Source organism: Rhodomicrobium vannielii ATCC 17100 (genome assembly GCF_000166055.1).
Lineage (GTDB): Bacteria > Pseudomonadota > Alphaproteobacteria > Rhizobiales > Rhodomicrobiaceae > Rhodomicrobium > Rhodomicrobium vannielii.
Genome location: NC_014664.1, coordinates 2,693,935 through 2,707,889, shown reverse-complemented (window position 1 = coordinate 2,707,889; position 13,955 = coordinate 2,693,935). Strand labels below are relative to the sequence as shown.

The following is a 13,955-nucleotide window of genomic DNA, read 5'->3' as shown; positions in this document are numbered from 1 at the left end:
AATTCTGCAGGAGGTCCAACACTATTGCCTCGTATACGACAGCACGGGGCAGCCAATGAAAATCGAATTCCCAAAGCCGTTTCGCTACAATGGCAGACTATACTGGCGACGCAGCGAGCTTGAACTGTATAAGTCGGCGCTTATCGCGTCAGCTATGGGCGGCAATCAGAATGTCGATCTTTTTTCTGGTCCAGAAATCTTTGTAAACGCGGAGCAGGTGGCGAAGGAGTTCGCAATTACGCGGCGGACACTTGGCCGCCGGATCGCGGGATTCGACAAACCGTCCCTACCGCGCGCTGCATAAGTGCGGGCATCGGCATCCTAAAAGGCCGTCTTTCCTTCAGCGCATGGAGAACCGAATGCCACCGGCCTCCGCGATAGAATTTGGTGCATCGTCGCCAGACTTTCAAAGAACTCTTCTCCCTCATGGTTTTCGCTATGCGGCAGACGGCGATATCGAACGGATCGTCGGCGTTGAGAAGGACGGGGGAAAGGTCTGGGGACGCCTGTGTTCTCCCCTTGAATTTGTCGCGCGAACCGAGAATGCGTCCGGCACCGCGCCGGGCCTTCTTATCCGCATCCAAACTCAAAACGGGAATTGGAACGAGCTTTCCATCCCCCTTTCCGGGCTCATCGGCGATGAACTCCTGCGGGACCTTCTCGATCATGGCCTCCGTTTCGTCCCAGTAGGGCGCGACGCCACCGAACTGAAACGGTTGCTGGTTAGCGTTGTCTGTGAAAAACGAGCGCGGTGCGTCTCTCATGTCGGGTGGTATGGCGACGTGTTTGTGCTGCCCGACGCAATCATCGGGCAGTCGCCGGGTGTGCGCATCGTGTTCCAGCCGACTCACACCATGGAGCATGCCTACCGCGTCGGCGGCACGTTCGGCGGATGGAAAAGGGAAGTCGCGGCGCGCGTCGCTGGCAATAGTCGCCTTATGTTCGCGTTAAGCGCCGCTTTCGTCGGCCCGCTCCTCAAACTGGCGCAGATGGACGGTGGCGGGTTTCATTTTCGCGGGCCGTCGTCGACGGGCAAGTCGACCGCGCTTCACGTTGCGGGCTCCGCATGGGGAGGCGGCGGCGTCAGCGACTTCGTCTGCTCGTGGCGGGCGACCGATAATGCGCTTGAAGGGCTGGCGCTCATCCATAACGACACGCTGCTGACGCTCGACGAAATCGCCGAGGTCGATCCGAAAGCTGCTTTTCGCGCGGCGTATATGTTGTCGAACGGGAAAGGCAAGGCGCGCTTCGATAAAGCGGCCCGCCTTCGGCCCGGTTATGAGTGGCGCTCCTCGTTTCTCTCAACCGGCGAAATCAGCCTTTCCGCCAAAATCGGCGAAGATGGTCGCATTGCGACAGCCGGACAGGCGGTTCGCGTCATCGATATTCCAGCCGACGCCGGTTGCGGGATGGGCCTTTTCGAGGAGCTTCACGGGTTCAATCGTCCCGGCGATCTGGCTGTGGCGTTACGCGGCGCAACGAAACGGCATTATGGCCATGCGGCGCGCGCTTTCATCGCCGAGATCGTCAAAGACGTGCCTGGGATCGCATCCGCGACTCGCGACGCGATAGCGACGATGGTCGGCCAGATCTGTCCGAAGGAATGCGATGGTCAGGTGCGGCGCGTCGCGTCCCGTTTTGCGCTGGCGGCCCATGCAGGAGAACTCGCCACTTCGTTTGGCGTGGTGCCGTGGTCGCCCGGAGATGCTTTCGCTGCATCCAGACGCTGCTTCGAGGATTGGCTGCGCTCGAGGGGCGGTTCTGGCCAGAAAGAAATCGAAGATGCTTTGGATGCCGTTTTTGGTTTTTTGACCCGCTACGCCTCCCGGTTCCGTCCATGGGAAGCGCCAGATCATCAGATTTTCGATTGCGCGGGCTATGTCCGCGACACGCGCGAAGGCCGAGCCTTCTACGTGTTTAAATCGACCTTCCAGAACGAGATTTGCGGTCGGGGCGGGATCGATCCCGACTATGCGGCCGAAACTCTGGCGAGGCAGGGATATCTGAAACGGTCGAGTGACGGGAAAAGAACCCGAACCGAAAGACTGCCGAAAATCGGAAATCAGCGCGTTTACGTCATTCGCATCTCGAGTGGAGAGGACGGCGACGAGCGAGCGGCCGCCGTTTCGCCCGAGCCTCGGTAGCGCGAATGCGGTGAGGCAGATGGGGCAAGGCCGCAAGGCATTGGAATAAAGTGAGAAATTATGCTGCACCCGCCACAATTTGGGGTGAGGCAGGCGAGGCAAAACCCGTAGGTCGAGCCGCTCGCGGCGTTGCTGTCTCACATGAAGGCGTCCCGGTGAGGCGAAAAACGCGAGAAAAAACAAGCCCGCCTCACGTGCCTCACCTGCTTCCCCTCATAATCATCAACTGCAACGAAGCTGGGAGGACAAACCCTATGACGAGTCTAACTTCCACGCTCAAGATCCGGCTGACGAAGTCGGAAATGGGTGCCCTGAAGGAGCGGGCCGATGCCGAGGGATTGAGCCTCTCCGCCTGGGGAAGAGCGCGGCTTCTGAGCGTGCCGGATGAAGCGGCACAGATCATCGGGACCATGCGGCGGGCGATTATCCTCGAGGCAGCAAAGCTGGAGATGATGCCCGAAGCGGAACTCCGGGCGGCGCTCGAACGCGAAGCCGCGGTGAACGCGAGCATCCTGTCCGAGCGCGAAGGATGATCGCCAAGCGCGTGAAGCGGGGCGTCGCGTCGAGCTATACAGGACTTGCGACCTATATTCTCGGCCCGAAGGGCGCGCGCCGGAAAGAGGTGATCGAGCGATTGTCCGATTACATCCTCGACAAGGCGGGCGCCGGCGGTCGCGTCGGCGACATCAGGATCACGAATTGCGGGACGGACGAGCCCGACTGGGCGCTCTCCGACATCATCGCGACGCAGAAGCAGAACACGCGCGCCAGTGCCGACAAGACCTACCACCTCGTCGTCAGCTTCGCAGACAACGAGCGGCCGAGCGACGAGGTGCTGGAAAAGGTCGAAGAGCGGCTCGTTGCCGCCATCGGGCTCGAAGCGCATCAACGCATGTCGGCGGTCCACATCGACACCGACCACCTTCACATGCATATCGCCATCAACAAGATCCACCCGACCAAATTTCGGATGCACGAGCCGTATTTCGACCAGAGAAAGCTCATGACGGAGTGCGAAAAGCTCGAGAAGGAGTTCGGCCTCGTTCGCACGAACCATGGCCGATCGACCGATCCGCAGCCGATCGAGGTTACGCGCGCCTTCCGGGCGGACCTCCAGAAAACGGGCGTCGGGATCGCGATGCTCGAGGGCGCGGCGGACTGGCGGGAGGTGCATCGTCGCTTCGAGGCGAAAAAGCTCGCACTCAGGCAGCGCGGCGCGGGTTTATGCATCGAAGACGAGACCGGTCGCCGCGTCCGCGCCAGCACCGTCGATCGCGCCTTCGGCATCGGCCAGTTCGTGAAGCGCTTCGGCCCTTTTCAGGGCGACGGGCAGACCGTGGCTCAGACTTGCACGCGTTCAGCCTCCAGGCGCGATCCGGTCTACGACCGCCTTTGGACGCAATACCACCTCGACCGCATCAGGAAGCGAAGGGCGCGCGAGAAGGAGCTTCAGCGCATCCGAAAGGAAGCCAACGACGCCTTTCAGCCGGTGATCGACAACTACAAGCGTTTGAGGTCGAGGAGCGCCAACAAGAGGCCGCCCAAAGGCCGGCTGGATCATCTTCAAAAGCTTCGAGACGAGATGACGCGGCGATCGAGGGAGATCGCACAGAAAATGTCCGACAGGCAGGATGCCGTGAGCCGCGCATGGCCGCGCTGGAGCTTCGACGACTATCTTATCCATGTCGCGCAACAAGGCGATGGAAATGCGCTTGCGCTTCTTCAGCGCCGCAACAAGGAACAAGAGGCGCTGAATACCGCCTTCATCTCGGCCCCGAGCGGCGCGGATGCGCGGCGGATCGTCTACAGACACCTGAAGCCTTATGTGCTGAAGAACGGGTCATCGATCTATTATTTGCGCGACGGCGGCAAGGCCATCGACCGGCCCGACAAGATCTATGTGCCCGAGGTTTCGCTTCAGGCGGCGTATCTCGCGATCGATCTCGGAGCGACGCGGTTCGGTGGACAACCGCTCAGGATCGAGGGATCGGCGGAGTTCAGAGCGGCGGTCGTCAAGGCGGCCGCGGTTTCGGGCCTTCAGATCACGCTTGAAGATCGAAGCCTTGAGGCGCAGAGGCAAGCGGCACTTGCCGAGCGGCAGGATGCAATCGACAGCTATATCGCGCGGCGGAACGAGCGGGCCGCCCGCGACCCCGGTTTTCCGGCGCATCGGCTGTTTTCTTCGTCGGATCGCGGTCCGTTTGTCTATCGCGGACGCAGGACGCTGAAGGACGGTCGCCCGGCGATCGTGCTCGAACAGGGCGATAGCTGGATCCTGAAGCCAGTTACCCTGCAGGAAGCAGAAGCGTTCGCGAAACTGACGCGGGGAGCCAGACTGCAAGGGCTGGAGCAGATCACCGAGAAACAGCATGATCTGTCGAGGTGATGGTCGCTCACACCTTGTCGATTTCGTCGCTTCGCGCTATGTATATCCCAATTGCATATCATGCATGGGAGCACGCCATGACCAGTTCGACCGTCTTCACAAGCAACCGCAGCCAGGCTGTTCGCCTCCCAAAGGCTGTCGCTTTTCCCGAGGACGTGCACCATGTCGATATTCTTAAGATCGGGCGCAGCCGCCTGATCGTACCGCAGGGCAAGAGATGGGACGATCTTTTCCTGAGCGGACCGCGTGTCAGCGAGGATTTCATGGTCGAGCGCGAGCAGCCGAAGGCGGAAGAGCGCGAGGCATTCTGATGCTCGGCTACATGCTCGATACAAATATCTGCATCTATGTGATGAAGACCTTCCCGCCTGCCGTCCGGGACAAATTCAATGCGCTGGCTGAACATCTTTGCATATCGAGCATCACGCTTGGCGAATTGCATTACGGTGCGCAGAAGTCCGCCCGCCGCGACGAAAACCTGACCGCGATCGAACACTTCGTGGCGCGGCTGGACGTGCTGCCGTTCGGCAATAAAGCCGCCGCTCATTATGGGCAGGTCCGGGCTGAACTGGAGCGAGCGGGAACACCTTGCGGCCCCCACGATATGCAGATCGGCGGTCATGCCCGCAGCGAAGGATTGATTGTCGTGACGAATAACATGCGCGAGTTTGCCAGGATGCCCGGCGTCAGGGCCGAGAATTGGCTGTAGTAACCGCGATCCATCATCGCGAAATGACTCGACGGGTTGGATCGTCATCAATCCTGAGGATCGATAACAGACACGTCGCCCGTTTTGTCGGAGCCAACGCGAGACTTTACAATGAAACCTCGCGAAGCTGCCATCGCCGCTATCCGTCGAGGATTTGGAAGTCCCTTCCCAGAACAGGCTGCAAAACCTGCTTTTTCCGGGAAGTATGCGTGATTTAGGTGACAGACCCATAAGGGGGCTCCCTGAATTAGGCGCGTCGGAGCCTGGGCGACCAAAAATCGACTGTCTGAGTAGACTCGCCTGAGCGGAAAGGCATTCCGGCAAACTTTAGCCTTGCTTCGTGCGTACCGAGCCAGCTTAGTATCCCTCAACGCGAGGTTCCGATTATGACAGAGAAGGCATTATTCCTCGTCCGAGCCCTTATGGAAGAAAGCGGCGTTGCCTTCGGGACCAGCGGAGCGCGTGGTCTGGTCAGCGCCATGACTGACCGGGTCTGCTATGGCTATACCACCGGCTTTCTAAACTATTTGCGCGAGATCGGAGAGTTCGCTCCCACGTCCGAGGTCGCGCTGGGCGGCGATCTTCGTCCAAGTACCCCGCGCATCCTTAGGGCCTGCGCCCAAGCGATACGCGATGCTTGCGGCGTGCCCGTTTTCTGCGGCCACGTCCCGACACCGGCTATTGCACATTACGCTTTTGCGCGCCGGATCCCCTCGCTGATGGTCACGGGGAGTCATATTCCCGATGACCGCAACGGCATCAAATTCCATCGCGCCTCGTGCGAGGTACTGAAAACTGATGAGGCCAGCATCGCGCGCCAGACGGTGCGCCTCGATCACTCCCGTTTCACCGCTGATGGACAGCTGATTGATGCCTCGCCACTGCCGGAGACTCTGAATATCGAAGATAGCTATCTGCAGCGCTATTTGGAATTTTTCGGCGACGAGGCCCTCTCCGGCTTGACAGTCGGTCTCTACCAGCATTCCGCAGTGGGTCGCGATCTTCTTGCCTGCATCCTTCGCGCACTCGGGGCCGAAGCAGTGCCGCTCGGCCGTTCTGATAGATTTATTCCCGTCGATACCGAAGCTCTGCGCCCAGAAGATATCGATCTCGCCCGTCACTGGGCAGGCGAACACCGTCTAGATGCCATCGTCTCCACCGATGGTGATAGCGACCGCCCACTCTTAGCAGATCATCGTGGTAAATGGTTGCGAGGCGACATATTGGGCCTGCTTTGCGCCCGCGAACTCGGGGCCGAATGCGTAGTCACCCCGGTCAGTAGCAATACCGCGCTGGAAAAGAGTGGTGCCTTTCCTCGCACCATACGCAGCCGGATCGGCTCCCCCTACGTCATCGCGGCAATGGAGGCCGCTCGAGAGAACGGAGGCATTGTCTGCGGCTTTGAGGCGAATGGTGGCTTCCTCTTGGGAAGCAAGATCGCGCGCGATGGGCGCGAACTGGCGGCCCTGCCCACGCGCGACGCCGTTCTGCCCATCGTCAGCGTTCTCGCGGCGGCGAAAAAACTACCCGTGGCGGATCTCTATGCCGATCTACCCCAGCGGGTAACCTGGAGCGACCGTCTGAAAGAATTCCCAACCGCAGACAGTCAGGCAATCCTAACGTGGCTGGCTTCAGGCAGCGAAGGCGAGCGAAAGGAGCGGATCGAGATGCATTATCATTCGCTTGTGGGAAAACTGGCTCATGTCGACCAGACCGACGGCCTACGCATGACCTTCGAGAGCGGCGCGATTATCCACCTGCGCGCGTCGGGTAATGCGCCGGAACTGCGCTGCTACACCGAGACGAACACTGAGGAGAGCGCCAGACATCTCAACGCCGCCGCCCTAAAGCTCGTCGGCGACGAATTGATCCAGACGGCTCGAGCTTCGCAGCAGAAGTATCGAGACCACATCCGGGGCTGACCGCGCCCACCGTCCCGTAATAACCTGAAGCCACCAACAATGACCGCCCGCCGCTATCTTTCATGTCTGATCGATCGCCGCCAGTTTAGTTTATTCAGGGACACTCCGATGATCTCGTCTTGCCCAAACAATCCCTCGAGTTGTATATTTTCTTGCGGCGCAAAAAAAATGAGTATAAATTGACGCACCATGCGGGGTAGCAAGGAAGAGCGTCAAGGGGCGTGGGCACCCGGCAAGAGAATCATGTTCGGCAGCGCTTTCAAAGACAAACCGTCAGCCAACCGAAGTCGGTCTCCCAAACAGACATGCGCCCTGGCCGTCATGCCAGATTACCTTCAAAAAGATCGCCGCGGCCTCCGCAAGCAAAGAGATGGCCGCTCAAAGGTTCGCGCAGCAAAACCTCCTGGACCTGCAACGACAGCGACGGGAAGCCCCTGCGCATATCGGTGTGACCCGTCGCCAGCCACACCCGCACGCCGGTCGGAACCGGGATCATGGTCTCCTCCCGTCGGCAATATCGAGAATGCGCTTCAACGCGCCCATGTCGGCGCCGGGGCCAACCCGCACACGCGCCGCCCGTTCAAAAGCTCGATCTCGATGCGATTATCGGAGGCGGGCGCGTCACTGGCGCTGTGATCGTAGATCGTGTCGCGGCTCTTCGCTGGCGCCGTCACAGAGACCGGCAGGAATGCCGGCGCGGGCTGTGGCTTCTCGTCGTTCTTCGCCAGCTTCCTCCAGCGAAAGAGAAGGCTCGCTTGATACCATGCCTACGGGCGACCGCACGCCGGGCTCCAAAGCCTCGGCGATGATCGCCTGCTTCTCGTCCTCGCTCCGTAAGCGGTGTTCTCAGACCACGGGAGCAGCCTTTTGGTGAACGGCAAAGGCCCAGGGCATGAGTTCATCGATTTTGCGCATCGGCCAGCCATTGACGAGGCGTGAGAGAATGCTGGCGAGCCAGGCCTGTGGATCGACGCCATTGAGTTTGGCCGTTTCAATGAGCGAAGCGACGATTCCCCAATGCTCTGCTCCGCGGTCGTGGCCGGCGAAGAGTGCGTTTTTCCTGTTCAGAGCCAAGGGCCTGATGGAACGCTCGACGGTGTTGGTGTCCATCTCGATGCGCCCGTCGTTCGCGAACAGGATGAGGCCGTCCCAATGGTGGAGAGCATAGCGGATGGCCTTGGCCATTTTGGAGCCGCCGGGAACGAGGGAGAGGGTCTTTTCAAACCAGGACTTGAAACGATCGAGTAGCGGCATGCTCTTGGCCTGTCGGACCTTGCGGCGCGCTTCGGCGCTCTGGCCACGGATGGTTTCCTCGATTTTGTAAAGCGCTGCGATCTGCGCGAGCGCGGCGTCGGCGAGCGGCGCGTTGCCGCCCACAGCGATTTCATAGAACCGCCTCCTCAGGTGCGTCCAGCAGAAGGACAGGATGAGCGGTGCCGACGCTGGCCGGTTGCTCGCGAGGTCCTTGTAGGCGCTATAGCCATCGACCTGCAGGATCCCGCTGAAGCCTGCGAGATGGCTTTTCACATGCTCCGATCCGCGGCCTGGCGCATAGCAGTAGACAACGGCGGGCGGATCGGAGCCGCCCCAGGGCCTGTCGTCGCGGGCGTAAGCCCAGAGCTGGCCGAGCTTCACGCGCTTTCGTCCCGGATCCAGGACGGGGCAGCGCGTCTCGTCGGCGAACAGTTTCGGCGAGGTTTTCAGGATCTCGAACAGGCGCGTCTGAAGCGGCGCCAGAAGCGCCGCCGCTTTGCCGACCCAGTCAGCGAGCGTGGAGCGATCGAGATCGACGCCCTGGCGGCGATAGATTTGCGCCTGCCGATACAGCGGACAGTGATCGGCATATTTCGCGGTCAGAACGTGAGCGACCAGTGCCTCGGTCGGGATGCCGGCCTCGATCAGACGCGTTGGCGCCCGAGCCTGAAACACAGCGCCTTCGCAGGCCCGGCAGGCATATTTCGGTCGGCGCGTCACGATCACTTTGAACTGGGCCGGGATCACGTCCAGCCGCTCCGAGCGATCCTCGCCCATCACATGCATGGCGCCGCCACAACACGGACAAGCTGTGCTTTCCGGTTCGATGACGATCTCCTCCCGCGGCAGATGGGAGGGCAGCGCCCCGCGATTGACAGAGCGGGGTCCTTTGCGCGACGCTTTCAGCGTCGCGTTCGAGGTCTCATCCGTGGCACCCGTTTCGGCGATCGCCTGCTCGGTCTCCTCCATGGCGAGGCTCAACTGATCGGGATCGAGCTTCTCCGATTTGCGGCCGAACTGCGCGCGACGCAGCTGGCGCAGCGTCTCCCACCTCGCATTGGCGCCCTGAACGCGGGCCAGTTCGGCGTCCTTTTCGGCGAGCGCTGCGTCTTTCGCCGACGCTTGTTCCGCCCAGTGCGCCACCAGAGCTTTCAGGACGCCGATATCGTCAGGGAGCTGATCCGTAGCTGCAATCATGACGCGAACAGCACCATGATTTGCAATCACAATCACGCAAAAACAGAGAGATATCAGGCTTATTGCACCGCCTGAGGACGCGCCCTTCGAACCGCACGGACCCGGGCCCAGTCCAAGCCCTCGAACAAGGCGGACGCTTGCGCAGGCGACAGACGCATGACCCCGTCCTCGATCCTTGGCCAGCGGAACTTCGCATCCTCGAGCCGCTTGTAGATCAGGATCAGCCCCGAGCCGTCCCAGATCAAAATCTTGATCCGGTCCGCCCGCTTGGAGCGGAAGATGAAGGCAGCGCCGCAAAACGGATCGAGCTTCAAGACCTCCTGAACCGTGGCCGCAAGCCCATCCATGCCTTTCCTGAAATCGACAGGCCGCGTCGCGATGTAAATCCGAGGTGGAATGGCGCCGAAAATCACCGCCGCCTCATCGAAAGCCCGTCGATAATTGCCAGGATAACCTCGCGGCCGGCCGTCACCGGGATCCGCGCCCGTCCCCCTGCGAGTTCGAGTTCGATCAGCCCGGATGGCGGTGCCTCTTCTTTATGCTCAGGCTGAGGCGCATCCTTTTTCTCGATCAGCAAAGGGGCAAACGTCACCGGCTCTGGTTTGGGCGGTCGCGATCTCAGCCCCGCTTCACGGCGCCATTTGAAAAGCTGGCTCGCAGCCACGCCGTGTCGGCGCGCAACCTCGGAAACGCCGACCCCGTCCTCAAGCGTTTCCTGCACGATCGCCGCCTTCACATCGGACGGCCACGACCGTCGCCGGGCAACGCCGGTGATCACCTCAATGCGCTGGAACGTGTCGGCCCGCGCGCACGACGCAAGCTCCGTGATAGGACTACGACCAGGATTAGACATAAGACGATCCCTCAATGAACCGTCACACTCGCAGCCGTTCGTGCAAAATGGAAGGTGAGGTCAGAACGCCGCTTACCTCGCTCCAGCGGCGCCGGGTATCAGCAACTACGGAATACCGATGCGCAAAATTAGCTCCAGACATATCCCCGGACATAGCTCCCGTCGTGACAAGCGTCACAAACAAGACCTGCATCTAAGCACCACGGCAAGGCGGCCCTCGGCGGAGGCCTACACATCCCGCCCCCGAACGCGGCTTTAGTACTGGGGAATGGCGAATGCGGAGCGCTTCCTATGCAACCGGCAATGCTCAGTTAATGTAAACAGTGAGATCGGATTGTTTGCTCTGTAAGAGCTCGCGCGAAATCCGCAGCTATGCCGACATGTTCCTTCAGCGTGAACGGCTTGAAATTTCGTGCCATATCGAGCGCCCTGGATCGCTCAGCCGAGTTTGTATTCACAAACGCCGTCAGGATCTTCAGCCACGCCATACCGTCTATTGGATCGATATAGAAAGCTTGTTCGCCACCCACTTCGCGATGGGCCGGAATGGAGGAGACGATTGCTGGAACGCCAAGCGAAAGCGCCTCCGCGATCGGAAGCCCAAACCCTTCTACGCTCGACGGCGACACAAGCGCTGCCGCTCCGGAGAGTAGCGAGGCGAGGCCTGCGTCGCTCAAGTCCGTCGCCTCGACCAAAAAGGGAGCAAGGCCGGACGAGCGGTCAAGGACATCGATCACGTTCTCGTTTTCCCATCCGCGATGACCGACGATAACGAGTCGGGGCGTGCGCGGACCAAGCTCTTGGGCAAGCTTTCGCCACACCGCGAAAAGAAAAAGCATGTTTTTTCGCGGCTCGATCGTACTCACCAGCACAAAGTACGGGATGCCTGGGCTGGGAGGCAAAAGTTCGCGACCGCCAAGGAACCACTCCGTCACGCCAAGCGGTATGACCTTCGTTTCGGGCAGCCGCATGCCTCGTGATTCGAGGTAGCCCGCTACAGAGCGCGCAGTGTAATCCGAATTTACGATGATGGTACGTCCAAGCTCCGAAACGGTTTTCAAGCGACCTTCGTGTCTGGCCCGGGACTTGGGTGACACGAATTCGGGAAAATCGATAGGAATGATGTCATGGATGAAAAACAAGGAGCCGATGTCGTTTTCCTTCGTCCAGGCGAAGCGATTCCCCTGTTCGAGCTGCGTATGCGAGCTGTTCAGATAGAAATTCGGTTGTCCGGCGGCACGCTGAATCCGCCGTGCCAGCCTCATCGGCGCGCGGACAAGAGAGCGAAAGGGAAATATTGCCTGTCCTCGAAAACGTTGTTTCAGTGTCGGTCCTCTGACGCGGAAACTCTGCAAACGCCTGCAATCAATGGGTTGCTCCAGATAGGCCTTGAGATCCAGATAAACCTGATCCTGTCTCGGCGTGCGTTCCAGCTTCCATGCTTTGGCGACGCGATCCAGAACGTCCTCGAAGACCTCCCGGCGCAAGGCGCCGCTGAATAGCGGTGTGGTGATGATCGGCACCGGGTTGAGGTCGCGATGACGGCTGAAGATTTCTGTCGCATAGGCATATTCAACGCGATCTATTCCAGTGGGCGTGGAACCTATCACGCGGGTGGAAATCCGGGTCACGTCCAGAAATAGGGTCATCGCCAATCACAGGGTCGAATATATATCCAGGCCAAACTCGATATCATCGAAAACTTTTCCTCTCCCGTTTTTCAGAATTAATGCCTTACTACAGTATTGTTTGACGATATTTGTGTCGTGACTTATCATTATCATTGAACAATGAGATCTCTGAACAAAAAGCGCGTCGTGACACTTGGCATGGAAACGCTGATCTCCAACCGAGATAACTTCGTCGATGAGAAAACAATCAAAATCGACCGCAAGCGTCAATGCAAAGGCTAATCTCGCGCGCATGCCGGAAGAATACGTCTTTACGGGCATGTAGAGCTGTCGCCCAAGTTCTGCAAAGTCATCAACGAAAGCAGCCACGTCGGCGAAGGGTCTGTTGTAGATCCTTGCAATGAAACGAATGTTGTCATGCCCCGACATCGTCATTTCGAAACCGCCCGCCAAGGCGAGAGGCCAGGACATTGACATGCCACGAATGATGCGCCCGGATGTAGGCATATCAACCCCTCCGATGATTCTGACAAGCGTGGACTTGCCAGCGCCATTGCGACCGAGGATCGCGATTTTCTCGCCCCGCTCGACCGAGAAGGAAATCCCGTCAAGAACGCGGCGTACGCCGATCGTGCTTTCATATTCTTTGACGATATTATCTACCGTGATCCTGTCGGAGCCATTTTCAACGAAGTCGGAGGGCGTCATTTATCGTGCTCCAAGATTACGCTGCCCAATGCTTGGAGCACAAAATAGATGCAAAGGAAGAATCCAGAAATGAGTAGAAGCGACCGTAATTTCTTGGGGTATAGCGGATAATCTGGGCTGTTGGGCTCGACAACACGCTGGAGATAAAGACGCTGTTGTTGAGTGTCCTTGACTGCTTCGTCAAAAAAGGCCAAGCTCGCCATCAGCGTCTTCGTCGACAGTCCGTGGTCCATCGCCAGTCTCTCATATTCGGGCAGACGAGATGAAAGCGAACCCTCGCTCCCAACCAGCGTGTTTCGCAATTTTTGCGTCTCCCGCTCCATCGCATCAATTCGAGTTTTGATTGATGTGATTTTCGGGCTCCCCGGTGAATTGACGCTGACCTCGTCCAATTCTGCCCCAAGTCTCGCGATCTCAAAATTGAGTTTCGCAATCAGGTCGATAGTAGATGCCCCCTGAAGCTTCGGATCGAAAAGCTTTTCTCGCTCGCGGAATTCAGAAAGTGCGACTTGTGACGATTTCAGCCTTTCCCGATTCTGGCTTACCAAGGCCTTTGCGAAAGTGACCGTGTCCTGCTGCGCGCGCTCGTTTAATTGGTTGACGCGCTGCTCGCCGAAATCAAGCAATATTCGAGCTAATTCGAGGGGATCTGAGGGCCGAAAACCGAATACCCGCAGCGTACTGATCCCTGTACTTGTGTCAAGTTCGAGAGAAACGTAGTCCGAATATCTTTCGTAGAGAGCTTCCTGGCTATCGCGCGACCACGGAAGCCGTGGAAAGCGGGTAAGAAAATCTGCTTCCGGGCGGGACAAAAGGCTGCGGAAATTCGTTTCCTCGGCAAGTTTCTTTATTGCATCGCGTGAGCTCAGATAATCGTTAACCATACGAGTTTCGTCAAGCGAAGCGCTCATAGAGGTCAAGGCTTGCAAGGCCGTATTTTCCGATAGAACGCCGAGCCCGCCCTGACCCGCTTTCGATCGAACCGCGAAATGCGCCTCGGAAACATAGATGTCCGCCGCAATGAAGGCGTAATAGATGATCGACAGGGAGACTGGCACAGCTACGACGGCAATGGCGAGCATGTTTCGCGTTGCAGCAAGCCACAATGAGGACAGGGAGCGACCGTCGGGTGACTGCGGGTCTGCGGCCGC

Annotated in this window: 14 protein-coding genes; 7 read left to right on the top strand and 7 right to left on the bottom strand. The window is 59.1% G+C overall.

Annotated features, from left to right (window positions below; translation table 11 throughout):
- Window positions 1–55: 55 nt before the first annotated feature.
- The 7 genes from RVAN_RS12520 to RVAN_RS12490 all read left to right on the top strand — a co-directional run bounded on the left by RVAN_RS12520 (window position 56) and on the right by RVAN_RS12490 (window position 7,161).
- Window positions 56–304 (top strand): hypothetical protein, encoded by a 249-nt coding sequence (locus RVAN_RS12520; protein WP_013420078.1) that lies wholly within the window; start codon window positions 56–58, stop codon window positions 302–304.
- 55 nt (window positions 305–359) lie between these two features.
- Window positions 360–2,144, top strand: a complete 1,785-nt coding sequence (locus RVAN_RS12515; protein WP_013420077.1) for a DUF927 domain-containing protein — start codon at window positions 360–362, stop codon at window positions 2,142–2,144.
- Window positions 2,145–2,398: 254 nt separating this feature from the next.
- Window positions 2,399–2,677 carry a plasmid mobilization protein gene (locus RVAN_RS12510; protein WP_013420076.1) on the top strand — a complete coding sequence of 93 codons (279 nt, stop codon included), beginning with the start codon at window positions 2,399–2,401 and terminating at the stop codon, window positions 2,675–2,677.
- Entirely contained in the window at window positions 2,674–4,530 is a 1,857-nt protein-coding gene (gene traI / locus RVAN_RS12505) for a TraI/MobA(P) family conjugative relaxase (RefSeq protein ID WP_013420075.1), read from the top strand. Before RVAN_RS12510 ends, traI begins: the two co-directional genes overlap by 4 nt.
- Window positions 4,531–4,607: 77 nt before the next feature.
- Entirely contained in the window at window positions 4,608–4,841 is a 234-nt protein-coding gene (vapB, locus tag RVAN_RS12500; protein WP_013420074.1) for a type II toxin-antitoxin system VapB family antitoxin, read from the top strand.
- Complete coding sequence (gene vapC / locus RVAN_RS12495; RefSeq protein ID WP_013420073.1) at window positions 4,841–5,239, top strand: type II toxin-antitoxin system tRNA(fMet)-specific endonuclease VapC; 399 nt, start codon at window positions 4,841–4,843, stop codon at window positions 5,237–5,239. The genes vapB and vapC overlap by 1 nt, the downstream gene beginning before the upstream one ends.
- Window positions 5,240–5,625: 386 nt before the next feature.
- Complete coding sequence (locus RVAN_RS12490) at window positions 5,626–7,161, top strand: phosphomannomutase (RefSeq protein WP_013420072.1); 1,536 nt, start codon at window positions 5,626–5,628, stop codon at window positions 7,159–7,161.
- 319 nt (window positions 7,162–7,480) lie between these two features.
- On the opposite strand, the gene tnpB (RVAN_RS12485) is transcribed toward RVAN_RS12490, so the two are convergent.
- The 7 genes from tnpB (RVAN_RS12485) to RVAN_RS12455 all read right to left on the bottom strand — a co-directional run bounded on the left by tnpB (RVAN_RS12485) (window position 7,481) and on the right by RVAN_RS12455 (window position 13,886).
- Window positions 7,481–7,657 (bottom strand): IS66 family insertion sequence element accessory protein TnpB, encoded by a 177-nt coding sequence (tnpB, locus tag RVAN_RS12485; RefSeq protein ID WP_013420071.1) that lies wholly within the window; start codon window positions 7,655–7,657, stop codon window positions 7,481–7,483.
- A gap of 350 nt (window positions 7,658–8,007) precedes the next feature.
- A complete protein-coding gene (gene tnpC / locus RVAN_RS12480) occupies window positions 8,008–9,612 on the bottom strand; it encodes an IS66 family transposase (protein ID WP_013420070.1) in 1,605 nt (534 codons plus the stop codon).
- Window positions 9,613–9,671: 59 nt separating this feature from the next.
- Window positions 9,672–10,025, bottom strand: coding sequence for an IS66 family insertion sequence element accessory protein TnpB (gene tnpB, locus RVAN_RS12475; RefSeq protein WP_013419091.1), 354 nt, complete (start codon window positions 10,023–10,025; stop codon window positions 9,672–9,674).
- Complete coding sequence (tnpA, locus tag RVAN_RS12470) at window positions 10,022–10,465, bottom strand: IS66-like element accessory protein TnpA (RefSeq protein ID WP_013419092.1); 444 nt, start codon at window positions 10,463–10,465, stop codon at window positions 10,022–10,024. Before tnpA ends, tnpB (RVAN_RS12475) begins: the two co-directional genes overlap by 4 nt.
- 311 nt (window positions 10,466–10,776) lie before the next feature.
- Window positions 10,777–12,114, bottom strand: a complete 1,338-nt coding sequence (locus tag RVAN_RS12465; RefSeq protein WP_013420069.1) for a glycosyltransferase family 4 protein — start codon at window positions 12,112–12,114, stop codon at window positions 10,777–10,779.
- Between the two features lie 6 nt (window positions 12,115–12,120).
- Entirely contained in the window at window positions 12,121–12,804 is a 684-nt protein-coding gene (locus RVAN_RS12460) for an ABC transporter ATP-binding protein (protein WP_013420068.1), read from the bottom strand.
- Window positions 12,801–13,886 (bottom strand): hypothetical protein, encoded by a 1,086-nt coding sequence (locus tag RVAN_RS12455; protein ID WP_041787573.1) that lies wholly within the window; start codon window positions 13,884–13,886, stop codon window positions 12,801–12,803. Before RVAN_RS12455 ends, RVAN_RS12460 begins: the two co-directional genes overlap by 4 nt.
- Window positions 13,887–13,955: the final 69 nt, after the last annotated feature.

What these genes read in the sequence shown, in the direction of transcription:
- RVAN_RS12520 (WP_013420078.1), top strand. Translation starts at nt 56, where the DNA reads ATGAAAATCGAATTCCCAAAGCCGTTTCGCTACAATGGCAGACTATAC.
- RVAN_RS12515 (WP_013420077.1), top strand. Translation starts at nt 360, where the DNA reads ATGCCACCGGCCTCCGCGATAGAATTTGGTGCATCGTCGCCAGACTTT.
- RVAN_RS12510 (WP_013420076.1), top strand. Translation starts at nt 2,399, where the DNA reads ATGACGAGTCTAACTTCCACGCTCAAGATCCGGCTGACGAAGTCGGAA.
- traI (WP_013420075.1), top strand. Translation starts at nt 2,674, where the DNA reads ATGATCGCCAAGCGCGTGAAGCGGGGCGTCGCGTCGAGCTATACAGGA.
- vapB (WP_013420074.1), top strand. Translation starts at nt 4,608, where the DNA reads ATGACCAGTTCGACCGTCTTCACAAGCAACCGCAGCCAGGCTGTTCGC.
- vapC (WP_013420073.1), top strand. Translation starts at nt 4,841, where the DNA reads ATGCTCGGCTACATGCTCGATACAAATATCTGCATCTATGTGATGAAG.
- RVAN_RS12490 (WP_013420072.1), top strand. Translation starts at nt 5,626, where the DNA reads ATGACAGAGAAGGCATTATTCCTCGTCCGAGCCCTTATGGAAGAAAGC.
- tnpB (WP_013420071.1), bottom strand. Translation starts at nt 7,657, where the DNA reads ATGATCCCGGTTCCGACCGGCGTGCGGGTGTGGCTGGCGACGGGTCAC.
- tnpC (WP_013420070.1), bottom strand. Translation starts at nt 9,612, where the DNA reads ATGATTGCAGCTACGGATCAGCTCCCTGACGATATCGGCGTCCTGAAA.
- tnpA (WP_013419092.1), bottom strand. Translation starts at nt 10,465, where the DNA reads ATGTCTAATCCTGGTCGTAGTCCTATCACGGAGCTTGCGTCGTGCGCG.
- RVAN_RS12465 (WP_013420069.1), bottom strand. Translation starts at nt 12,114, where the DNA reads ATGACCCTATTTCTGGACGTGACCCGGATTTCCACCCGCGTGATAGGT.
- RVAN_RS12460 (WP_013420068.1), bottom strand. Translation starts at nt 12,804, where the DNA reads ATGACGCCCTCCGACTTCGTTGAAAATGGCTCCGACAGGATCACGGTA.
- RVAN_RS12455 (WP_041787573.1), bottom strand. Translation starts at nt 13,886, where the DNA reads ATGCTCGCCATTGCCGTCGTAGCTGTGCCAGTCTCCCTGTCGATCATC.